This window comes from Ochrobactrum teleogrylli, assembly GCF_037482325.1.
Taxonomy (GTDB): domain Bacteria; phylum Pseudomonadota; class Alphaproteobacteria; order Rhizobiales; family Rhizobiaceae; genus Brucella; species Brucella teleogrylli.
The window spans coordinates 2,900,054-2,921,380 of sequence record NZ_JBBHKQ010000001.1 but is presented as its reverse complement, the minus strand read 5'-3'; the positions used below and the strand labels follow the sequence as shown (position 1 = coordinate 2,921,380).

Genomic DNA, 21,327 nt, shown 5'->3' with positions numbered 1-21,327 from the left:
TTATTTTTCAGGCGGAACAGATCAGGACCATCTAATTTGACCATGTGGAAAATGCCTTGAATCCAAAGGCGTTAATTCGCTGGCGTCCGATTCCCTGTCTGTCGCACTGCCCTATGCAAGGGGTTTTATGAAAAAAAACTGGCAATCTCAGGCTTGCTCTTTGCGCCGGCCCTTCGCTAAAGTCAGCTCATCAAGAGGGGTGGGCCACCGGCCCGGAGTTAGCGCTTATTGCTGTCGAATGTCAGCGTGGATGTTCAATCCGCGGGCGCTATTTTCTGGTCTCCAAGGTCCTCTTTCTTTCAGGCGATTGCTTATCATTCAATGACCGGGCCATTAACTGGCCATTAACCGGAAAGTCGTTTTGGACAGATGGCGGGCAATTGAGTGGTTGTCGTGGAAGGGGTTCCGGGCAATCAGCCTTCGGTGAACAGTTGTATGAGTCGTGCGCGGGTAACCGGAAAGGAGTATTTCGGTTTGGGACCTGTTGGGTTCGATTGAGTTTGTGTTTGGCCCGGATGTTTGCGGGCCTGAGTGTATGAATGAGTACCGCCGACGTTGAAGGACGACAGATCCGGAACGACGAGCTGGAAAAAATGACAAGCGCCGGAAAATGGCGCGTACGAATGTGAAGGCAGGCGAGCGATGGCAATGACGAGCGGCAAGGCGACGGCAACGATGGGTGATGATGCACATGCGAACCGTATCCATGGATCTTCTGCTACCGGCAATGACAAGAGCCTGACGAACGTGGACGCTGCGGTTAGCGAAGAGGCTTTCGAGCGCCTGACGGCAAAGCTGAAAGCCCGCGTGGGCAGCGAAATCTATTCGAGCTGGTTTGGCCGGTTGAAACTTGACGATATTTCCAAGAGCATTGTGCGTCTGTCGGTTCCGACCGCTTTTCTGCGCTCCTGGATCAACAATCATTATTCCGAACTCCTGACCGAACTCTGGCAGGAAGAAAACGCGCAGATCCTGAAGGTCGAAGTCGTGGTGCGCGGCATGAACCGTGTGGTTCGCAGCGCCGCTCCCGCAGAAACGGCAGAATCGGCTGAAACCAAGCCGGTCGTGGCGCCGCGCGAAAAGATGATGTTCCCGGTCGGCCAGTCCTTTGCCGGTCAGCATATCGGCGACAAGCGCGGCTCCGCCGTGGTCGCAGAATCGGCTGCCGCTTCGGGCTCGATTCTCGGTTCGCCGCTTGATCCGCGCTACACCTTCGACAGCTTCGTCGATGGCGCATCGAATCGCGTGGCGCTTGCTGCCGCCCGCACCATTGCGGAAGCCGGTTCCAGCGCCGTGCGCTTCAACCCGCTTTTCATCCATGCCTCGGTCGGTCTCGGCAAGACGCATCTTCTCCAGGCCATTGCAGCGGCAGCGTTGCAGCGTCAGGAAAAGGCCCGCGTCGTTTATCTGACAGCTGAATATTTCATGTGGCGCTTTGCGACCGCGATCCGTGACAACAATGCGCTTTCCTTCAAGGAGCAGCTGCGCGACATCGACCTTCTGGTCATCGACGACATGCAGTTCCTGCAGGGCAAGTCCATTCAGCACGAGTTCTGCCATCTCCTGAACACGCTGCTCGACAGCGCCAAGCAGGTCGTGGTTGCCGCTGATCGTGCACCGTCGGAACTGGAATCGCTCGACGTTCGCGTCCGTTCGCGTCTGCAGGGCGGCGTCGCGCTTGAAGTGGCCGCACCGGATTACGACATGCGCGTTGAAATGCTGCGCCGTCGTCTGAACACGGCACAGGTCGAAGATCCGAGCCTCAACATTGGCGACGAGATTCTCTCGCATGTTGCCCGCACCGTCACCGGATCGGGTCGCGAGCTGGAAGGTGCTTTCAACCAGCTTCTGTTCCGCCAGTCTTTCGAGCCGAATCTGTCAATCGACCGCGTGGATGAGCTGCTGGGTCATTTGACCCGCGCAGGTGAACCGAAGCGCATCCGCATCGAGGAGATCCAGCGCATCGTGGCGCGCCATTACAATGTTTCGAAGCAGGATCTGCTCTCGAATCGTCGTACCCGCACCATCGTGAAGCCGCGTCAGGTGGCGATGTATCTCGCCAAGATGATGACGCCGCGCTCGCTGCCTGAAATTGGCCGCCGCTTTGGCGGACGCGATCACACCACCGTGCTGCACGCTGTGCGCAAGATCGAAGATCTGGTGGGTGCCGACACCAAGCTGGCACAGGAACTGGAGCTTCTGAAGCGCCTCATCAACGATCAGGCTGCCTGATAAAACCAGCTTCCCCGCTATCAAAGGCGGTTATCAACAAAAAGCCCGGGCCCTGTCGCATTACGGCACGGCGCGGGCTTGCTTTTCTCCTTAAAAATCTGCCACTTTAACGGACCTTTCTGGCGCCTCTGGCGCCGTACCGACGAGGGCCGCTGCCCGTCAGATGCAAGCGCCCTGGTCCCAGCGAGCGAGTGCGTTTGAACATGCGTGTTACCCTAGAGCGATCGAACCTTCTCAAATCTCTCAACCACGTCCACCGCGTCGTGGAGCGTCGCAACACGATTCCGATTCTGTCGAACGTGCTTTTGCAGGCCGAAGGCGCAAGCCTCGCCCTCAAGGCGACCGATCTCGACCTCGAAGTGAATGAAGCAACCGCCGCCATGGTCGAGCAGGCGGGTGCGACGACCGTTCCGGCACACCTTCTCTATGACATTGTGCGCAAGCTTCCCGATGGCGCGGAAGTCATGCTGTCGACCAATCCGGATGGCGGTTCGATGTCGGTCATTTCCGGCAAATCGTCCTTCCGTCTCCAGTGTCTGCCGCAGTCGGACTTCCCGGAACTGACAGCCGGGTCTTTCACCCATTCCTTCCGCATCGAAGCGCAGGCGCTGAAGCGCCTTATCGACCGCACCCAGTTTGCGATCTCGACGGAAGAAACCCGCTATTATCTGAACGGCATCTACTTCCATGCCATTGAAAGCGACGGCGCTCTGAAGCTGCGCGCCGTGGCGACCGACGGTCACCGTTTGGCCCGCGCCGAACTGGAAGCGCCATCGGGCACGGAAGGCATGCCGGGCATTATCATCCCGCGCAAGACGGTTGCCGAACTGCAAAAGCTGGTTGACGCTCCGGATGTGGTGGCGACAGTGGAACTGTCGGATGCCAAGATCCGCTTCACGGTCGGCTCGGTGGTGCTTACTTCCAAGCTCATCGACGGCACCTTCCCGGATTACCAGCGCGTCATTCCTTCCGGCAATGACAAGAAGCTCACCATCGGACGCCAGGAATTCGCCGCTTCGGTGGACCGCGTTTCGACCATTTCGAGCGAGCGTGGCCGTGCGGTCAAGCTTTCCATCGCCGATGGCCAGTTGACGCTGACGGTCAATAATCCCGATTCGGGCAGCGCTACGGATGAGCTGGCAGCGGATTATGATTCCGATCCACTGGATATCGGCTTCAACTCCAAATATCTGCTGGACATCACCAGCCAGCTTTCCGGCTCGGATGCTGTCTTCATGCTGGCTGATGCCGGTTCGCCTACACTGGTGCGCGACACCGGCGACGAAGATGTGCTGTATGTCCTGATGCCGATGCGCGTCTAAGAGCTATCGATCTTCAGGCTCTGGCGGCCTGCAAATGGCGTGATTTTTCGCTTCCGGTGCTCACGTGGCATTTTTCGACGCATAATCCCGACAAGTCAGCAACTTTTCGGGATTATGCGGTGAAGTACACTCCGCTCCGGTTCTCAAATCCCGCCATTTTCGGCTCACCATAACCAAAATCTCGACAGCCACGGCATCTCGCTGGAAGAGGTCTCTTAAAGAACCCAATTGTGGATATAAAAGACGATATAACGAGCCGCCCTGACCGGGTTTCGGTCCGGCGGCTTAAATTGACTGATTTCCGCAATTATGCGGAACTCTCGCTGCCGCTTGGTCCCGGCCATGTGGTGCTGACGGGCGAGAACGGTTCCGGCAAGACCAATCTCATCGAAGCACTTTCCTTTCTGTCGCCGGGGCGCGGCCTTCGCCGGGCCTCCTATGACGATGTGGCGCGAACGGTCGCGCATGATGGCTTTGCCATCCATGCGACGCTCGACTGTATGATTTACGGCGAAGCAGAAATCGGCACCGGAACCGCAGCCGGCGGAGAAGGGGGGCGCAAGGTTCGCATCAACGGCGTTGCGGCCTCTGGCGACGAGCTGCTCGATTATGCCCGCATTCTTTGGGTAGTTCCTTCCATGGACGGGCTTTTTACCGGGGGCGCGTCAGACCGGCGGCGTTTTCTCGACCGCATGGTGCTCGCCATCGATACCGCGCACGGCAAGCGTGTGCTCGATTATGAGAAGGCCATGCGCAGCCGTAACCGGCTTTTGAACGAAGGCAATAATGACGACCGGTGGCTCGACGCCATTGAAAGTCAGATGGCGGAGCTTGGCACCGCCATTGCCGCAGCGCGGGCGGAAGCCATGCGGCTGATTGCAGCCATGATCGAACGGTTGCCGGCAGAAGGTCCTTTCCCGAAGGCGGATTGCTTTCTGGAAGGTTCGCTGGAACAGCGGATCGGCGTTGAGGCGGCGCTCGATCTGGAAGAGGATTTCCGCCGCAACTTGCGTGACGGGCGCAGCCGGGATCGAGCGGCTGGCCGCACGCTGGACGGGCCGCACCGCACCGACCTCATCGTGCAGCATCGGCCGAAGGCGATGCCTGCCGCCCTTTGTTCGACCGGGGAGCAGAAGGCATTGCTGATCGGTCTTATCCTCGCCCATGCGCGCCTGACCGGCGAATTATCCGGCATGGCCCCGATTCTCCTTCTGGACGAAATCGCCGCGCATCTCGATTCAGGTCGTCGTGCCGCCTTGTTCGGCATTCTCGATGATCTCGGCGGACAGGCCTTCATGACCGGAACCGACAGGGCGCTGTTCGATACGCTTGGCGGCGATGCACAGTTTTTCAGTGTCGCAGGCGGCGTCCTCACCAAGAGCTAAAATATCCGCTGACAGCATCGTCGCGGCGGCTTATGTTGTGACCATCATGAATGCACCATCCAGACCATTTTCGTCCGAAGAGCTTGAACGCTATGCGCGCCATATCGTGCTGCCGGAAGTCGGCGGTCCCGGCCAGCAGAAGCTGAAGGCGGCCCGCGTGCTGGTCGTCGGCGCTGGCGGTCTCGGCGCGCCCGTGCTGCAATATCTGGCGGCAGCGGGCATAGGAACGCTTGGCATCGTCGATGACGACACGGTTTCGCTGTCCAACCTGCAGCGTCAGGTCATCCACGACACGGAAAGCGTCGGGCAGCAAAAGGTCGAGAGCGCGCGAAGCGCCATTACGCGCATCAATCCGCATGTGGCGGTCGAAGGCCACGCCCTGCGTCTCAGTGCGGACAATGCCGAAGCGCTCATTGCCGCTTACGATGTGATCGTCGACGGTTCCGATAATTTCACGACACGCTATGTGCTGGCGGATACGGCAGCCAAGGTCGGGCGCCCGCTGGTGACAGGCGCGATGGGCCGTTTCGATGGCACCGTGACGGTCCTGATGCCCTATCTGACGGGGCCAGATGGCGTGCCACATCCCTCCTATCGTGATCTCTTCCCGGAAGCACCGCCGCCGGGAACCGTCCCAACCTGCGCGGAAGCGGGCGTGCTGGGCGTGTTGCCGGGCGTGATCGGCAGCTTGCAAGCGATGGAGGTCATCAAGCTCGTCACTGGCATCGGCGAGCCGCTGGTCGGTCGCCTGTTGCTCTATAATGCGCTGAATGTCCGCTTCGAGACCATTCGATACAAGGCGCGCACGCCCAAATGACCACGCCCCGTATCGTACCCATCACTCAGGATTTCGCCCGCTGGGACGAGCTTCTGAAACTCATCCGCGACAGCTTTGCCTATATGGACGGCGTGATCGATCCGCCGTCGTCCGCGCATCTTCTGACCGCGGAAGGACTGAAACAAAAGGCCAGCGATGAAATCGGCTTTGTCGCCCTGATCGGCGACGAACTGGTAGGCTGCGTTTTCATCAAAGAAGGAAGCGACAGCTTTTATCTCGGCAAGCTGGCCGTTGCGCCTGCTTACGAGGGGCAAGGGATCGCGCGCGCCCTTATGCATTGTGTGGAGGCCGAAACTATCGCGACGGGCAAGCCGGCGATTGAATTGCAGGTGCGTATCGAACTGATGCGCAACCGGGCAGTGTTTGAAAAGCTCGGTTATTGCAAGATCGCGGAAACGGCGCATCCCGGCTATACGCGCACGACCTCCATCACCATGCGCAAGGAAATCGTGCAGGGATAGGCGGTGAGATGACCGGCAGCCGGTAGCTGCCGATCAAGCCGAATATCAACATCAATACTGCGTGTTGCGGTCGACGATATGCTCCAGCGTGCCATTGCGCTCAAAGGCTTCGATCTGCCGGATGATCTGCGGCACCAGCGCGGTCGCTGACGAGCTTGCGGCGGCGTGCGGGGTGATCGTCACGCGCGGATGATCCCAGAGCGCGCTGGTGGCCGGCAGCGGTTCCTGATTGAACACATCGAGCGTTGCTGCCGAAAGCAGCCCACGGTCCAGCGCGGCCAGAATATCAGCCTCGTTCTGCAAGCCGCCGCGTCCGGCATTGATCAATACCGGCGCGCCGAACGGTCCGTCGCTTTTCAACTGCGCGAACATCGACATGGACAGGATGCCCTTGGTGTCCGGCGTCAGCGGCAGCAAGCAGACGAAAATATCGGCGGTCTTGAGGAAAGCGCCAAAGCCGTCGCGACCGTGATAGGTTTTGACGCCCTTGATTTCCTGAGGGCGGCGGCTCCATCCGGTCACGTTGAAACCGAGCGCGGTCAGCTTTTCAGCCGCATCGCGACCCAGCACGCCAAGCCCCATAATGCCAACCGTCACCTCATGCGCGGCAGGCTGGCGGCGATCTTCGTGCCAGACATGGTTCTGCTGCTGCTTGCGATAGCGCGAGCCCAGACGGTGATGATCCAGCACCTGCCAGACCACATATTCGGTCATGCGCATGGTCAGATCGTCGGAGATGATGCGCACCAGCGGCACATCGGGAATGCGGTCATCGCGGAACACATGGTCCACGCCAGCGCCAAGCGAGAAGATGACTTTCAGATTGGGCAGATTGGCGAGCGAGCCGGGCTTCTGCTTCCATACGAGCGCGTATTTGACGGAAGGATCGGTCTCGGCGCGCTCGGTCACCACGGGGCGATCCGGCGCATTGTCCTTGAATGTCTTCAGCCAGATTTCCGGATCCCAATCGGTGATCGCCAGAAGAATATTGCCTTTGTCGTTGTTCGTGGTCATTGCCTCACTCCTCCCCAAGTGGTCCGATTCCGACATTTGCCTTCAATTGCCTTTAGCTCCGAGCAAATGTCGGAATCAAAGGACCACTTATCAATTCTGTATCTAGTGGAGTTTTGAATTTGACATTTGAACCTGCGTATCGGTCGGGCGGTGTCCAAATGTCAAATTCACTCCACTAGAGCGCCTCCATATGGAAGGCTGCCGCCATCAACGCCTTGGTATAGTCGGTCTTTGGATTGGCGAAGACATCCTTCGCCGTACCATACTCAACCGCCTTGCCGTTGCGCATCACCAGCACATCATTGGCCAGTGCCCGCACCACTTTGAGATCGTGGCTAATGAAAAGATAGGCGAGATCATGCTTCTTCTGCAATCCACGCAAAAGATCGACCACTTGCGCCTGCACGCTCATGTCGAGCGCCGAGGTCGGCTCATCCAGCATCACGAACCGCGGGTTCAGCACCATGGCGCGCGCAATGGCGATGCGCTGGCGCTGGCCGCCGGAAAATTCATGCGGATAGCGGAAGCGGGTTTCGGGATCGAGGTTCACTTCCTGAAGTGCCGAGACGACACGCGCATCGCGGTCGTCTGCCGAGAGTTTCGGCTCATGCACCAGCAGACCTTCGGCGATGATGTCCGCAATGGTCATGCGCGGGGAGAGCGAGCCGAACGGGTCCTGAAACACGATCTGCATTTCACGACGCAGCGGACGCATGTCCTTGAAGCTGAATTTCGCGATATCGCGCCCTTCAAAGTGGATATCGCCCTTGGATGAAATCATGCGCGAAAGGGCAAGGCCGAGCGTCGTCTTGCCAGAGCCCGATTCGCCGACGACACCGAGTGTCTGACCGGCGCGCAGTTTGACATCGATACCGTCCACCGCCTTCACATGGTCGACGGTCTTGCGCATGAACCCCTTTTTGATCGGGAACCAGACACGGATATCCTTGCCTTCCATCACCGTTTTCGCTGCCGGATCGGCAGCGGGCGGCTCGCCCTTCGGTTCGGCGGCAAGCAGATGTTTTGTATAGGGATGCTGCGGATTGTCGAAAATTTCCGTTGTCGGTCCAGCCTCGACGATCTTGCCTTTGCTCATCACGCAGACCTTGTCGGCGATCTTGCGCACGATGCCGAGATCGTGGGTGATGAACAGCATCGACATGCCCTGCGCGGCCTTGAGCTCGGCCAGCAGCTTCAAAATCTGCGCTTGAACGGTCACGTCCAGCGCGGTGGTGGGTTCATCGGCAATCAGCAGTTTCGGCTTGTTGGCCAGCGCCATGGCGATCATCACGCGCTGGCGTTGTCCGCCAGAAAGCTGATGCGGGAAGGCCGACAGGCGCTTCTCCGGCTCGCGAATACCCACTTCGTTCAAAAGCTCCAGCGTGCGGGCCCGTGCCTGGGCGTCGCCCATGCCCTGATGCACACGCAGGATTTCGCCGACCTGCCGCTCGACGCTGTGCAGCGGGTTGAGCGAGGTCATCGGCTCCTGAAAGATCATGGCAATGTCGTTGCCGCGTACGCGCCGCAATTCCGGCTCGGAGGCTTGCATCAGGTCCTTGCCGTTGAAAAGGATTTCACCGGAAGGGTGGCTGGCCGCCGGATAGGGCAGAAGTTTCAGCACCGACAAAGCGGATACAGACTTGCCCGAGCCGGATTCGCCGACCAGTGCCACAGTTTCGCCTTCGGCAATGTCGAAGGACACGCGGTCGACCGAAATGCGCTCTTCGCCGTTCTGACGAAACGCCACCGACAAGTCGCGGACGGACAGCAGGGTTTTGTTCATCGATCCGCTCATTGGCCCACTCATTGAAATGCCTTTCGCGGATCGAATGCGTCGCGTGTCGCCTCGCCGATGAAGATCAGCAGCGACAGCATGACTGAGATGACCACGAAGCCGGTAATGCCGAGCCAAGGCGCCTGAAGATTATTCTTGCCCTGCGCCAGAAGTTCGCCGAGCGAGGCGGAGCCGGGCGGCAGGCCGAAGCCGAGGAAGTCGAGCGAGGTCAGCGTGGTGATCGAGCCGTTGAGGATGAAGGGCAGGAAGGTCAGCGTCGCCACCATGGCATTGGGCAGAAGATGCCGCCACATGATGGTGCCGTTCTTCACGCCAAGCGCGCGTGCTGCATTCACATATTCGAAGTTGCGGGCGCGCAGGAATTCAGCGCGCACGACGCCGACGAATGCCACCCATGAGAAGAGAAGCATGATGCCGAGCAGCACCCAGAAGCCCGGCGGCAGGATTGCCGCTATGATCAGCAACAGATAAAGCACTGGGATTGACGACCAGATTTCGATGATGCGCTGGAAGATCAGATCGACCCAGCCGCCGAAATAGCCCTGAACCGCGCCGGCAGTCACGCCGATGATGGCCGAGAAGAAAGTGAGGATCAGGCCGAACAGCACCGAAATGCGGAAGCCATAAAGCGCGCGCGCAAAGACGTCTCGCGCCTGATCGTCGGTGCCAAGCAGGTTGAAATTACCGAAACGGCAATTGGGATCGCTCACACCTTGCGGATAGCGCTGGCAGCGCTCCTCGGCTGAATAGAGCCAGAAGGGCTTGGACGGCGCGGCTTCCGGGATTTCATTATTCACGGTGTTGTAGGAATAGCGAATGGGCGGCCAGATCGCCCAGCCATTATTGGCGATTTCTTCCTGGATCACCGGATCGCGATAGTCGGTCACCGCATAGAAGCCGCCGAATTTCTCTTCCGGATAATCGACAAAGACCGGCGCCAGCAACTCGCCCTTGTAGGAAACGAGAATGGGGCGATCATTGGCGATGAATTCCGAGCAAAGGGCGGCAATGAGCAGGAACAGGAAAACCCACAGCGACCAGTAACCGCGCTTGTTGGCCTTGAAATTCTGCCAGCGACGACGGTTCAGCGGCGACAGCCATGGACGCTTTACGGGCTTGACGGTGGGGGTGAGGGCGGCATCCGTCATCACACGTCCCTCCGGTCGAAATCGATACGCGGATCGATCCACGTATAGGTCAGATCGGACAGAAGCCCGACGAGCAGACCGATCAGCGAGAAGATGAAGAGATTGGCGAATACAACCGGATAATCACGGTTGATGACCGACTGGTAGCCGAGCAGGCCAAGACCGTCGAGCGAGAAGATGGTTTCAATCAAAAGCGAGCCGGTGAAGAAAGCCGAGATGAAAGCGCCCGGAAAACCGGCAATGACGATCAGCATGGCGTTGCGGAAGACATGGCGATAAAGCACCTGATTTTCGGTGAGGCCCTTGGCGCGCGCCGTCGTCACATATTGCTTGCGGATTTCCTCGAGAAACGAGTTTTTCGTCAGAAGTGTTGTGGTGGCGAAGGCCGAAAGCACCAGCGCGGTGACCGGCAGAACCATGTGCCAGAGATAGTCGCCGATCTTGCCCCAGAACGACATTTGCGCGAAGTCGGGCGAAGTGAGACCGCGCAGCGGGAACCAGTCGAAGAAGGAACCGCCCGCAAACAGCACGATCAGCAGGATGGCGAACAGGAAGCTTGGAATGGCGTAACCGACAATGATGACCGCGCTGGTCCATGTATCGAAGCGCGTGCCTTCCTTGATTGCCTTGCGAATGCCAAGCGGGATCGAGATCATGTAGGACAGAAACGTCAGCCACAGGCCGAGCGAGATTGAAACCGGCATCTTTTCCTTGATCAGATCGATGACGCTGATGTCGCGGAAATAGCTGCGCCCAAAATCAAAACGCAGATAATTCCATAGCATCTGGCCGAAACGCTCCAGCGGCGGCTTGTCGAAGCCAAACTGCTTTTCAAGATCGGCAATGAATTGGGGGTCGAGCCCCTGTGCGCCGCGATATTTAGAGTTGACCGAGCCGCTATCGACTGCGCTCTGGCCAAAATCGCTGCCACCACCGGAAAGGCGATCCAGTGCATCGCCGCCCTGACCGGAAAGCTGCGCGATCACGCGCTCGACCGGACCGCCGGGAGCGAACTGAACAACGGCGAAGGAAATAGCCATGATGCCGAAGATGGTCGGGATCATTAAGATCAAGCGGCGGAGGATGTAGGCGCCCATTAGCTTGGCTCTCGCGTTAGATCCGTGTTTCTCTTATGGCTTACCAACAACTTTTGCCTTTTCTTCTTCAATCCACCACAACGTCTCGACCGGAAAGCCGTAATCGGGCTTCGGTTCCTTGAAACCGAACCGGTCCCAATAGGCGACGAGATGATTCGCTGTTGTCCAATTTGGAATCCAGTCGCGCCGGATACGCAAGTACCGATCCAGCACTCTGATGGTCGCGACAAGATCGTCGCGGGTCGTAACCTTTCCGGCATCGTCGATCAGGGCGTCGATCACCGGGTCGGCAGTGCCGGGCAGATTATAGCTTCCGGGCGTCCTGGCCGCTTGCGAACCAAACATGCTGGAAAGCGATTCTGACGTCGGCGTCGCGCCAAACAGCATTGCAATGCCCACCATGTCGAACTGGAAATCCTGCATCCGTGCCTGATATTGGCTGGCATCCACCAGCCGCAAATTGGCATCGATACCGATGGCCCGCAGTTTCTGGATGAACGGATTGTAGACGCGCGTGAAGGCTTCCGAATCGCTGAGAATTTCCAGCGCGAATTTCGCGCCGTCCTTGTCGTGGAACTGCCCGTTGCGCCGCTCGAAACCGGCTTCTTCCATCAGTTTGACGGCTTTGCCGAATTGCGTGCGGTCGCGCCCCGTTCCATCCGAAACCGGCAGGGTGACGGCCTCGCCGAACACGGCATCGGGAAGCTTGCCGCGATAGCGTTCCAGCACTTTCAACTCATCCGGGGTGGGGAGGCCCTTAGCCTGAAAATCCGACCCGTTGAAACTCGATTGCGAGCGCTCATAGGTGTCGAAGAAGAGGTTTTTGTTGGTCCACTCGAAATCAAAACAGAGGCTGATTGCCTCCCGAACGCGCGGGTCGCGGAAACGCTCGCGACGCTGGTTCAGCGCCCAGGCCTGCATCAGCGGGTTCTTTTCCTTCGGGAAAGTGCGCTTGATAACCTTTTTCTGCTGAATGGCCGGGAAGTCATAGCCCGTCGCCCAGTTCTTGGACACGCTTTCCGAGCGGAAATCGATATCGCCTTTCTTGAAGGCTTCGAATTCCGGCTGCCGGTCGCGGAAGAACTCGATGTGGATGCGGTCGAAATGGCTGGAACCGCGCCGCACTGGCAAATCCTTGGCCCAGTAGTCTTCGACACGATCATATTCAATGAATTGACCGGCGGTGAAATTCCCCACTTTGTAAGCGCCCGAACCGAGCACTGGTTCCATCGTGGTCGCTTCGAAATCGCGATCCTTGAACCAGTTCTCCGACAGGATCGGCAGCACCACGGTGTCAAGGATGGCGTTGGGGCCGCGATCCGCCGCAAAACGCATGCGAATATCGTTCTTGCCCGTCAGTTCCACCTTTTCCATCCCGGCGAGCGACTGACGTATGAGCGGGTGGCCCTTTTCCTTCAGCACCGTATAGGTGAACAGCACGTCTTTCGCCGTGATCGGTGATCCGTCATGGAACCGCGCTTCCTTGCGCAGCTTGAAGGTGCAGGCCCGACGATCTTTCGACAGCGTGACGCTTTCAGCGAGAAGTCCGTAGACGGAATCCGGTTCATCGAGCGCCGGGACCATTAGGCTGTCATAGGTCAGCTCCATGCGCGGCGGCGCATCACCCTTGAAGGTAAAGGTGCTGAGCGTGTTGAAGGTCTGCGTGTTCTGGTTCCAGGTCCAGCTTGCTGGCGCAAACCTGAACGTGCCGCCTTTCGGCGCGTCTGGACTGGTGTAATCGAAATGGGTGAAATCGCTGCCATATTTCAGCTCGCCAAACGCGGACAGGCCATGCAGGGACTTGCCGGTCGGCACCTCCGCAAAGGCGTTGGCATTGACAGCCTGACCCGGCAGGCAGGCCGCGATTGCGGCGCTGCCCGAAACACCCAGAAAATGGCGGCGGTTCATGCGAAGCATCGTCATTCTCCGCTTGTCCCTATTCGCTGCCGGTCTTCAGTTTGGCTTCCTTCGCGGGGTCGACCCACCATGAGAATGGATCGATGCCCAGATAATCCGGCTGCTTTTCAGGCATGCCGAACTTGTTCCAATAGGCCACATTGATGTGGTCGGAATACCATTGTGGGATCACGTAATAATTCCACAGCAGCGCCCGGTCGAGCGCATGGCTTGCGGCCACCAGTTCCTCGCGATCCTTGGCATAGATCACGCGGTCGATCAGCGTGTCGATGGCCGGGTTTTTGATACCGGCATAGTTGCGGCTGCCTTTGAAATCTGCGGCCTTCGAGCCCCACATGTCGCGCTGCTCATTGCCGGGCGAGGCGGTCTGCGCGATGACCGAGGTGATGATATCATAGTCGAAATCATTGACCCGCGCCTGATATTGGGCGGTATCGACGATACGCACCGTGGCATTGATCCCGATCTTGCGCAGGCTCGCCGCAAACGGATTGTAGATGCGCTCGTCGGTCGGATCCTTGCCGAGAAATTCGATGGTGAACGGATTGCCATTCGCATCGACCAGCTTGTTGCCCTGCAATTTCCAACCCGCTTCCGCAAACAGCTTCAGAGCCGTTCGCAGATTATCGCGGGTGGCCTGCGGCGTGTCGTAAACAGGCAGCTTGAATTCCTTGCTCAGCGCATCTGCGGGGAGCGCATCCTTGACCGTTTCGAGAATGGCCTGCTCCGCCGGGGTCGGCGGGCCGCTCAGCTGCAATTCATTGCCAGCGAAATAGCTGTTGATGCGGTTATACTGATTGAAAAACAGCATGCGGTTCATGGATTCGAAGTCGAAAGCATAGGTCAGCGCTTGACGAACTTTCGGGTCCTTGAACTTGTCGCGCCGCGTATTCAGGAAATAGCCCTGCATGCGGCCGACGGCATTATACGGGAAGGACTTCTTGACGACGTCACCGCGCTCGACTGCCGGAAAATTATACTGTTCCGCCCAGCGCTGGGCGCGGTTTTCGTTACGATAATCATACTGGCCGCCCTTCTTGAAGGCTTCCCAGGTTGCATCTTCGTTGAAGTAATACTCGTAGACGACGCGGTCGAAATTGTTGCGACCGACATTCACGGCCAGGTCTTTGCCCCAGTAATCATCGACGCGCGCCCAGGTGATGGATCGTCCCGGCGCAACGCGGTCGATCTTATAGGCAGAGGAACCCAGCGGAATTTCCAGCGTCGGGCGGCTGATGTCGCGCTGTTTGCCCTGCGCGTCCTTACCCTCCCACCAATGCTGCGGCAGCACTGCGAGCTGGCCCATGATTTGCGGCAGTTCGCGATTGCCCTTTTGGCTGAAGTTGAACCTCACCTCGTGGTCGCCGGTCTTTTCCGCGCTTTCCACGTCGCCATAATATTTGTTGTAAAGTGGCGACTGTTTTTTCAGCACATTGAAGGACCAGATCACGTCTTCCACGGTGATCGGCTGGCCGTCATGCCATTTGGCGTTCGGGTTGAGCTTGAACTTCACCCAGGAATAATCATCCGGGTACTGAAGCGCTTCGGCGATCAGCGGATATTGTGTCGATCCCTGATCGAGCGAATCTGTCATCAGCGTATCGTAGAGCATGCCGCCGCCGAAGTCTGACAGGCCCGCTGCGGCGACGCCCTGCACGACGAACGGGTTGAGACTGTCGAATGTGCCGACGGCCACCTGATTGAGCGTGCCGCCCTTCGGCGCTTGCGGGTTTACGTAGTCGTAATGCTTGAAATCGGCCGCATATTTGGGCTCGCCGAGCAGGCTGGAAGAACTGCGCCATTGGGGTTCCACGTCGCTCGCATGGCTTGAAGACATTGTGCTTGCAAGCATGGCAACCGCAAATGCACCCGCCCAAAACGCTTTCATCCAGTCTCTCCGTTTCTGCTTCGGATCATCTGTATGAGTCTTATGGGTTTTTGCGGAGGAAGAAAGGCACCGGGACAATAAATTTCATCGTCCAAATGAAAAAGCCCGGTTGAAACCGGGCTTTTCGATCATTCTTGCGCTATTAGTTCGCCGGTGCGGCTGGCTTTTCGCCTTCCGGTGCAGGCGCTGCATCCGCAGGCTTGGCATCGCCGCCTGCCGGTGCGGCGTCAGCGGCTGGAAGCGGAGCCGGGTTGTCGGACAGTGTGCGTAGATAGGCGATCAGATCGGCGCGCTCGTTGTCCTTCTTGTCACCCGCAAAGCCCATGGCCGTGCCCTTGATGAAGCCTTTTGGCGACGTCAGGAACTTGTTGAGATGCTCGAAGTCCCACTTGTTGCCGCCTGCGCCGAATTCCTTCATGGCGGACGAATAGCCAAAACCTTCAACGGAAGCCGCCGGACGGTTCACGACATCCCACAGATGCGGGCCGACCTTGTTTGCGCCGCCCTTTTCGCCGGTGTGGCAGGCAGCACAGCGCTTGAAGACTGCTTCGCCGCGCGCCGGATCGGCGGATTGCAGCAATGTTGCGATGGAAACTTCTTCCTTGGCCGGTGCAGCTCCCCCTTCACCGGTCGCAGCTTCCGCTGCCTCGATTGCAAAGCCGGGCTTTTCCGGTGCAGGCGAGTGAAACAGCGCATCGGACAGGATGCCCGTCGTCATGACAACGAAAACCGTTGCCAGAAAAGCCATGATAAACTTGTTAGTCCGGGTTGAATTCATCGCCGGTCAGCGCTCCCTCTACCAAAACGCTCTCCCCGAGAACGCTCTCCTCAGCCGACATGCGCACCTCATATGAGGCTGCAATTCTCTCCGCGGCATCGGGCGGAAACTAGGTCTTTTACCAGGGCGATGCAACACCTATAAGGGTAACCAGACCCGTGACTTTTTGACACTTTTGCAGCATTTACAGTGCGGATAAAACTCCTCGAAAGACGGCCACGATCCGACGAGACAACAAGAGGCGACCATGCTTCAGACCTTAAAGACCCTCACTCTTATTCCGGCAAGACTGGCCGCCACGCGCCTGCCGAACAAGCCGCTGGCCGATATTTGCGGGAAGCCGATGATCGTGCATGTGGCCGACAGAGCCGCCGCCGCCAAGCTTGGGCGCGCCGTCGTTGCGACCGATAGCGAGGAAATTTTTGCCGCCGTCACTGCGCATGGCCACGAAGCCGTCATGACCCGCACCGATCACGAATCGGGTTCGGACCGCATCTATGAAGCGCTTTTGAAGCTCGATCCGGCTGGCGAGTTCGATGCCGTGGTCAATGTGCAGGGTGATTTGCCGACCATAGATCCCGACATAATCCGCCGCGCTCTGCTGCCGCTCGAAGACGGCCCGGCAGATATTGCGACGCTTGGCGTCGAGATTGAGGAAGAATCGGAAAAGACCAATCCGAGCGTGGTGAAGATCGTCGGCTCGCCGCTGGCGGGCAGTTCGCGTCTGCGCGCGCTCTATTTCACCCGCGCCACCGCACCTTATGGCGAAGGCCCGCTCTATCATCATATCGGCCTTTATGCCTATCGCCGTTCGGCGCTGGAGAAATTCGTGAAACTCGGGCCGTCGCCGCTGGAAAAGCGCGAAAAGCTTGAGCAATTGCGCGCTTTAGAAGCCAGCATGCGCATCGATGTCGAAGTGGTGAAAACGGTGCCGCTGGGCGTCGATACGCCAGCCGACCTTGACCGCGCCCGACTTCTTGTCGCAAAGGGTCTTTGACAAGGTCAACAACCAGGAAAGCCCCGCGAGTGAGGGGCGTTTGAGAAAGTACGACGACGATGAAAACCAACCGGATTTCTTTTCAGGGTGAAGCGGGTGCCAATTCCGATACGGCGTCGCGCAACATGTTTCCCGGTATGGAGCCTTTGCCGTGTCCGACTTTTGAAGACGCTTTCAACGCGGTCGAGACCGGCGCTGCCGATCTGGCGATGATCCCGATCGAGAATACGCTGGCTGGTCGCGTTGCGGATATTCATTATCTGCTGCCGCTGGCCGACATGCACATTGTGGGTGAATATTTCCTGCCGATCCATTTTCAGCTGATGGTGCTTCCGGGCGTCAAGCGCGAGGAAATCAAGACGGTTCACAGCCATATTCACGCGCTCGGCCAGTGCCGCAAGGTCATCCGCCAGAACGGCTGGAAGCCGGTCATCGCGGGTGATACGGCGGGCGCTGCCCGTCTCGTCGCCGACATGCAGGACCGTTCGATGGCAGCGCTCGCGCCGCGTCTGGCCGCCGATCTCTACGGCCTCGATATTCTGGAAGAAAATGTCGAGGACGCGGAAGACAATGTGACCCGCTTCGTGGTTCTTTCCAAGGAAAAGCAATGGGCACCACGCCCGGAAAGCGGCGAACGCATCATGACGACGTTTGTTTTTCGCGTGCGCAACGTTCCGGCAGCGCTTTACAAGGCGATGGGCGGCTTTGCCACCAACGGCGTCAACATGACCAAGCTCGAAAGCTATCAGATCGGCGGGCGTTTCATTGCCACGCAGTTCTATGCCGATATTGAGGGCCACCCGGAAGACCGCAATGTACAGCTCGCTTTGGAGGAACTCGAATTCTTCTCCAAGGAAGTACGTATTCTCGGCGTCTATCGGGGCAGCGACATTCGCGGCACGCAGCTGCTCGCCGCGGAATAATTCACGAAAATATCGGGCAGAATCAGTTTTCCGCCCATGCCTTGATCAGATGGGTTGCGATGGCGCCGGATGGTGGCACTCGCAGCCCATTTTCATGGGTGCCCGCCAGCATGGTGCGGACTTCATCCTTGCCGAACCAGCGACCGTCTTCCAGTTCCGAGCGGTCGATAGTGAAGTCGTCCGACAGCACTTCGGCATGGCAGCCGATCATCAGCGAATAGGGAAACGGCCAGGGCTGGCTGGCGTGATATCCGACGCGACCAATGGCGAGCCCCATTTCCTCAAGGCTTTCACGACGAACCGCTGCTTCAATCGTCTCGCCATGTTCGATGAAACCAGCAAGGCAGGAATAGGAACCGGCAGCAAAATGCGGGCTGCGCGCGAGAATGCATTTGTCACCGCGCACCGGCAGCATGATCGCCACCGGATCGGTGCGCGGGAAATGCTCGGCGCTGCAATTTGGACATTGACGCTTGGCACCACCGGCGCGCATTTCGGTCTTTGTGCCACAACGCCCGCAGAAACGGTGATTGTTGTGCCAGGCAGTTAGTGCCGCTGCTTGCGCCAGCGCGCCCAGCAGATCGGCTGAAACCAGCCCTTCCATATAGATGCTGCGATAGTCCTGCGCCCGAAACGGTACTTCCAGCGCCTCGGGATCGATGGGGGCCATCAGGGCGACGAGCGGAGTGCCATCCTGCAACCCCAGAAACACCGGCTCGTGCAGATCGGGTGCAAAGTCCCTCGCTTCGCTGAAGCGGAAGAGCGCGCGCGGCGTCTTTTCATCGGTGTAATCGAGCAGAAGCTTGTTGCCGCCCAAAAGCATGACGCGCGTTTCCGGCAGTTCCAGCGCGGTGAAGGCCGAATCGTCCTGACGTTTTTCGGACTGGCGGTCGATGCGGTTGCCACCAAAGCCGACAAAACGGCTCGGTTCTATTTCCGGCAGATCGTAGAGGCGGAAAGCCATGATGCTCTCGAATTGCTGTTGTTGGGAGAATTACAGCGCCGCGCGAATGTCGGCGATTAGCTTGCGGGCGTCTTTTTCGTCATAGGTTTCACGTGTGCCATGACCCCAGACGGGGCCGGGCCATCCCGCATCGCCCTCGTTGCGGGCAATCACATGCAGATGAAGCTGGCGCACGATATTGCCGAGGGCTCCGGTGTTGATCTTCTGGCACTCGGTCACGGTTTTCAGCGCCTGCGCTACCAATCCGGCCTCGAAGGTAAGAATCGTCTGGTCGAGCGGCGTCAGATCGTGAATTTCTGAAAGATCGGCCCTGCGCGGCACGAGGATAAGCCACGGCCAGCGGCGGTCATTCATCAGTCGCAACTCGCAAAGGCCGAGCACGGCGACGGAAAAAGTGTCGGCATCAAGCCGTTTATCGAGTTCGAACTGTGTCATAAGCTGTTTCCTATCAGTTTTTTTCGTTCTGCGCTTGCTTTTTGCGCTGCGATTGACGATATGCAGCGTGGGAGGTTGGTGGTGGACGAGCCACTCGCCAACCGGGTCAGGTCCGGAAGGAAGCAGCCCTAACGAGCCAGGCACGGGTCGCCGTGCCAGCCTCCCACCTTTTTCTCATTCGCCACTTTTCTTGGCTATCTGGCGGCTGTTGATGAGCAGTGTCCGTTGTTGACCTTGCTCATACGTCCGGTCCAAACTGTCGGTCGAGAAAAAAGCGTAACAGGAAGAACGGAAGGGTCGCCATGGATACGAAATCCGCTGGCATAGCTGCCGATGGGGCCTATCGCGTTCTCGCCCGCAAATACCGTCCGCAGAATTTCAACGATCTCGTCGGCCAGGAGCCGATGGTGCGCACGCTCAAAAATGCGTTCGAGACCGGTCGCATCGCGCAGGCCTGGATGCTGACCGGCGTTCGCGGCGTTGGCAAAACGACGACGGCGCGCATTCTGGCGCGGGCGCTCAATTACAAGACCGATACTGTCGATCAGCCGACCATCGACCTTTCCGTGCCCGGCGAGCATTGTCAGGCAATCATGGAAGGCCGCCATGTCGATGTGATCGAGATGGACGCTGCCTCGCATACCGGCATTGACGATATTCGCGAGATCATCGAGCAGGTGCGCTATCGCCCGGTTTCAGCGCGCTACAAAGTCTATATCATCGACGAAGTGCACATGCTCTCTAATCAGGCCTTCAATGGTCTGTTGAAGACGCTGGAAGAGCCGCCGCCGCATGTGAAATTCATCTTCGCCACCACCGAAATCCGCAAGGTGCCGATCACGGTTCTGTCGCGCTGCCAGCGCTTCGACCTGCGCCGCATCGAATCGGGCACGCTGGCGCAGCATTTGCGCCGCATTGCGGAGGCCGAGCAGATCGAAGTCGATGATGCGTCGCTCGCCATGATTGCGCGAGCTGGAGAAGGTTCCGCCCGCGATTCGCTGTCGATCTTCGATCAGGCCATTGCGCATGGTGCCGGTCAGGTCAGTGCGGAAGCCGTGCGTTCCATGCTGGGGCTTGCCGACCGCGCCCGCATCATCGACCTGTTCGAGATGCTGATGCGTGGCGATGTGGCTGGCGCTCTCACCGAGTTTCGCGCCCAATATGATGTGGGTGCCGATCCCTCGGTGGTGCTAACTGATCTGGCCGATTTCAATCATCTGGTAACACGACTGCGCTTCACGCCCGATGTGGCGGAAGATGTGTCGCTGTCGGAAGATGAACGCGTGCGCGGTCGCGATTTTGCGCAAAAGCTGTCCGTGCGCGTGCTGTCGCGCACCTGGCAGATGCTACTCAAGGGCATTGCGGAAGTGGATACGGCGACAAGGCCGGTGCAGGCTGCCGAAATGTTGCTGATCCGTCTGGCCCATGCTGCCGATCTGCCGACGCTGGACGAAGCCTTGCGCGGCCTTGAAAACGGTTCTGTTTCTGCTCCGCGTCCGCAGCCTCCGGGCAATCCTCGCTCCAATGGCAACGGCGCGCCGGAAGCACGTTTCGCGGCCGATGCCGTCGGTTCGGCCTCGATGGCATCCGCCTCGGGCGGTCCGGCCACGGCCATGCGTATCGTGGAAACGGCTCCACAACCGGTTCAGCCGCCTGCTCCGCAGCCGGTCGCCGAGAGTGCAGCGCAGCCTTCCGTGCCGGTCAACAGCCTGAACGACATTGTTGCGATGGCCGACAAGCATCGCAACATGCAGTTCAAGATTCTGGTCAAGAACTGCGTGCGTCTGGCCTCCATCGCGCCGGGACGACTTGAAATCGGCCTGACCGACGATGCGCCGAAATCGCTGCCGAGCGAGATCGCGCAGCATCTTTTGAACTGGACCGGCATTCGCTGGGTGGTGACGGTGGCGCGTGATGTCGCGAGCCAGACGGTTGCCGAAGCGGAAACGGAGCGTCGCGACAATCTTGTCACCGATGCCCGCGCCGATCCGGATGTGGCAGCCATTCTCGCGGCCTTTCCGGGCGCGAAAATCACCGACGTGCGCATTGCCGTGGCGGAACAGAACGATGACGAGGACATTGACCTCGACGCCGTTTCGGAAGTGCCCGGTGTGCCGTCTGAAGACGACTGAA

17 protein-coding genes and 1 other RNA gene are annotated in these 21,327 nt (G+C 58.7%); 9 read left to right on the top strand and 9 right to left on the bottom strand.

Going from position 1 to position 21,327, the window contains the following annotated elements:
- The first annotated feature begins 648 nt into the window (after window positions 1-648).
- From dnaA to WIX40_RS13615, 5 genes are all read left to right on the top strand, one after another.
- A complete protein-coding gene (dnaA, locus tag WIX40_RS13635) occupies window positions 649-2,232 on the top strand; it encodes a chromosomal replication initiator protein DnaA (RefSeq protein ID WP_109368053.1) in 1,584 nt (527 codons plus the stop codon).
- 203 nt (window positions 2,233-2,435) lie between these two features.
- Window positions 2,436-3,554, top strand: coding sequence for a DNA polymerase III subunit beta (gene dnaN, locus WIX40_RS13630; RefSeq protein WP_109368055.1), 1,119 nt, complete (start codon window positions 2,436-2,438; stop codon window positions 3,552-3,554).
- Window positions 3,555-3,784: 230 nt separating this feature from the next.
- Window positions 3,785-4,939, top strand: a complete 1,155-nt coding sequence (gene recF / locus WIX40_RS13625; RefSeq protein ID WP_339440231.1) for a DNA replication/repair protein RecF — start codon at window positions 3,785-3,787, stop codon at window positions 4,937-4,939.
- A gap of 46 nt (window positions 4,940-4,985) precedes the next feature.
- On the top strand, window positions 4,986-5,756 hold the full coding sequence (locus tag WIX40_RS13620) for a molybdopterin-synthase adenylyltransferase MoeB (protein ID WP_339440230.1): 771 nt from the start codon (window positions 4,986-4,988) through the stop codon (window positions 5,754-5,756).
- Entirely contained in the window at window positions 5,753-6,238 is a 486-nt protein-coding gene (locus tag WIX40_RS13615) for a GNAT family N-acetyltransferase (RefSeq protein ID WP_339440228.1), read from the top strand. Before WIX40_RS13620 ends, WIX40_RS13615 begins: the two co-directional genes overlap by 4 nt.
- A 51-nt stretch (window positions 6,239-6,289) precedes the next feature.
- Here the strand turns inward: WIX40_RS13615 and WIX40_RS13610 are convergent, their stop codons facing one another.
- The 7 genes from WIX40_RS13610 to WIX40_RS13580 form a co-directional block, all read right to left on the bottom strand.
- A complete protein-coding gene (locus WIX40_RS13610) occupies window positions 6,290-7,252 on the bottom strand; it encodes a 2-hydroxyacid dehydrogenase (protein WP_140026092.1) in 963 nt (320 codons plus the stop codon).
- Between the two features lie 175 nt (window positions 7,253-7,427).
- A complete protein-coding gene (locus WIX40_RS13605; RefSeq protein ID WP_339440226.1) occupies window positions 7,428-9,035 on the bottom strand; it encodes an ABC transporter ATP-binding protein in 1,608 nt (535 codons plus the stop codon).
- 20 nt (window positions 9,036-9,055) lie between these two features.
- Window positions 9,056-10,195: an ABC transporter permease gene (locus tag WIX40_RS13600; protein ID WP_140026094.1), complete on the bottom strand. Its 1,140-nt coding sequence runs from the start codon at window positions 10,193-10,195 to the stop codon at window positions 9,056-9,058.
- A complete protein-coding gene (locus WIX40_RS13595) occupies window positions 10,195-11,292 on the bottom strand; it encodes a microcin C ABC transporter permease YejB (RefSeq protein ID WP_140026095.1) in 1,098 nt (365 codons plus the stop codon). The genes WIX40_RS13600 and WIX40_RS13595 overlap by 1 nt, the downstream gene beginning before the upstream one ends.
- A gap of 33 nt (window positions 11,293-11,325) precedes the next feature.
- Window positions 11,326-13,215 (bottom strand): extracellular solute-binding protein, encoded by a 1,890-nt coding sequence (locus WIX40_RS13590; RefSeq protein ID WP_339440224.1) that lies wholly within the window; start codon window positions 13,213-13,215, stop codon window positions 11,326-11,328.
- 13 nt (window positions 13,216-13,228) lie between these two features.
- Entirely contained in the window at window positions 13,229-15,097 is a 1,869-nt protein-coding gene (locus WIX40_RS13585; protein ID WP_339440222.1) for an extracellular solute-binding protein, read from the bottom strand.
- A 142-nt stretch (window positions 15,098-15,239) separates the two neighbouring features.
- A complete protein-coding gene (locus tag WIX40_RS13580; RefSeq protein ID WP_339440221.1) occupies window positions 15,240-15,875 on the bottom strand; it encodes a c-type cytochrome in 636 nt (211 codons plus the stop codon).
- Window positions 15,876-16,122: 247 nt separating this feature from the next.
- On the opposite strand from WIX40_RS13580, the gene WIX40_RS13575 reads away from it, so the two are divergent.
- On the top strand, window positions 16,123-16,872 hold the full coding sequence (locus WIX40_RS13575; protein WP_140026099.1) for a 3-deoxy-manno-octulosonate cytidylyltransferase: 750 nt from the start codon (window positions 16,123-16,125) through the stop codon (window positions 16,870-16,872).
- Window positions 16,873-16,931: 59 nt separating this feature from the next.
- Entirely contained in the window at window positions 16,932-17,795 is an 864-nt protein-coding gene (locus tag WIX40_RS13570) for a prephenate dehydratase (protein WP_339440218.1), read from the top strand.
- A gap of 22 nt (window positions 17,796-17,817) precedes the next feature.
- Here the strand turns inward: WIX40_RS13570 and nudC are convergent, their stop codons facing one another.
- Both nudC and WIX40_RS13560 read right to left on the bottom strand, forming a co-directional pair.
- On the bottom strand, window positions 17,818-18,759 hold the full coding sequence (gene nudC / locus WIX40_RS13565) for an NAD(+) diphosphatase (protein WP_109368067.1): 942 nt from the start codon (window positions 18,757-18,759) through the stop codon (window positions 17,818-17,820).
- Window positions 18,760-18,789: 30 nt separating this feature from the next.
- Window positions 18,790-19,194 (bottom strand): HIT domain-containing protein, encoded by a 405-nt coding sequence (locus WIX40_RS13560; protein WP_182519078.1) that lies wholly within the window; start codon window positions 19,192-19,194, stop codon window positions 18,790-18,792.
- Window positions 19,195-19,264: 70 nt separating this feature from the next.
- On the opposite strand from WIX40_RS13560, the gene ffs reads away from it, so the two are divergent.
- Both ffs and WIX40_RS13550 read left to right on the top strand, forming a co-directional pair.
- An RNA gene (gene ffs, locus WIX40_RS13555) (signal recognition particle sRNA small type) lies at window positions 19,265-19,361 on the top strand.
- Window positions 19,362-19,496: 135 nt separating this feature from the next.
- Window positions 19,497-21,326, top strand: coding sequence for a DNA polymerase III subunit gamma/tau (locus tag WIX40_RS13550; protein WP_121537024.1), 1,830 nt, complete (start codon window positions 19,497-19,499; stop codon window positions 21,324-21,326).
- Window position 21,327 lies beyond the last annotated feature (1 nt).

Bases quoted from the DNA above. Each gene is read 5' to 3' on its own strand.
- dnaA (WP_109368053.1), top strand. From the start codon at position 649: ATGACGAGCGGCAAGGCGACGGCAACGATGGGTGATGATGCACATGCG.
- dnaN (WP_109368055.1), top strand. From the start codon at position 2,436: ATGCGTGTTACCCTAGAGCGATCGAACCTTCTCAAATCTCTCAACCAC.
- WIX40_RS13620 (WP_339440230.1), top strand. From the start codon at position 4,986: ATGAATGCACCATCCAGACCATTTTCGTCCGAAGAGCTTGAACGCTAT.
- WIX40_RS13615 (WP_339440228.1), top strand. From the start codon at position 5,753: ATGACCACGCCCCGTATCGTACCCATCACTCAGGATTTCGCCCGCTGG.
- WIX40_RS13610 (WP_140026092.1), bottom strand. From the start codon at position 7,252: ATGACCACGAACAACGACAAAGGCAATATTCTTCTGGCGATCACCGAT.
- WIX40_RS13605 (WP_339440226.1), bottom strand. From the start codon at position 9,035: ATGAACAAAACCCTGCTGTCCGTCCGCGACTTGTCGGTGGCGTTTCGT.
- WIX40_RS13600 (WP_140026094.1), bottom strand. From the start codon at position 10,195: ATGACGGATGCCGCCCTCACCCCCACCGTCAAGCCCGTAAAGCGTCCA.
- WIX40_RS13595 (WP_140026095.1), bottom strand. From the start codon at position 11,292: ATGGGCGCCTACATCCTCCGCCGCTTGATCTTAATGATCCCGACCATC.
- WIX40_RS13590 (WP_339440224.1), bottom strand. From the start codon at position 13,215: ATGACGATGCTTCGCATGAACCGCCGCCATTTTCTGGGTGTTTCGGGC.
- WIX40_RS13585 (WP_339440222.1), bottom strand. From the start codon at position 15,097: ATGAAAGCGTTTTGGGCGGGTGCATTTGCGGTTGCCATGCTTGCAAGC.
- WIX40_RS13580 (WP_339440221.1), bottom strand. From the start codon at position 15,875: ATGAATTCAACCCGGACTAACAAGTTTATCATGGCTTTTCTGGCAACG.
- WIX40_RS13575 (WP_140026099.1), top strand. From the start codon at position 16,123: ATGCTTCAGACCTTAAAGACCCTCACTCTTATTCCGGCAAGACTGGCC.
- WIX40_RS13570 (WP_339440218.1), top strand. From the start codon at position 16,932: ATGAAAACCAACCGGATTTCTTTTCAGGGTGAAGCGGGTGCCAATTCC.
- nudC (WP_109368067.1), bottom strand. From the start codon at position 18,759: ATGGCTTTCCGCCTCTACGATCTGCCGGAAATAGAACCGAGCCGTTTT.
- WIX40_RS13560 (WP_182519078.1), bottom strand. From the start codon at position 19,194: ATGACACAGTTCGAACTCGATAAACGGCTTGATGCCGACACTTTTTCC.
- WIX40_RS13550 (WP_121537024.1), top strand. From the start codon at position 19,497: ATGGATACGAAATCCGCTGGCATAGCTGCCGATGGGGCCTATCGCGTT.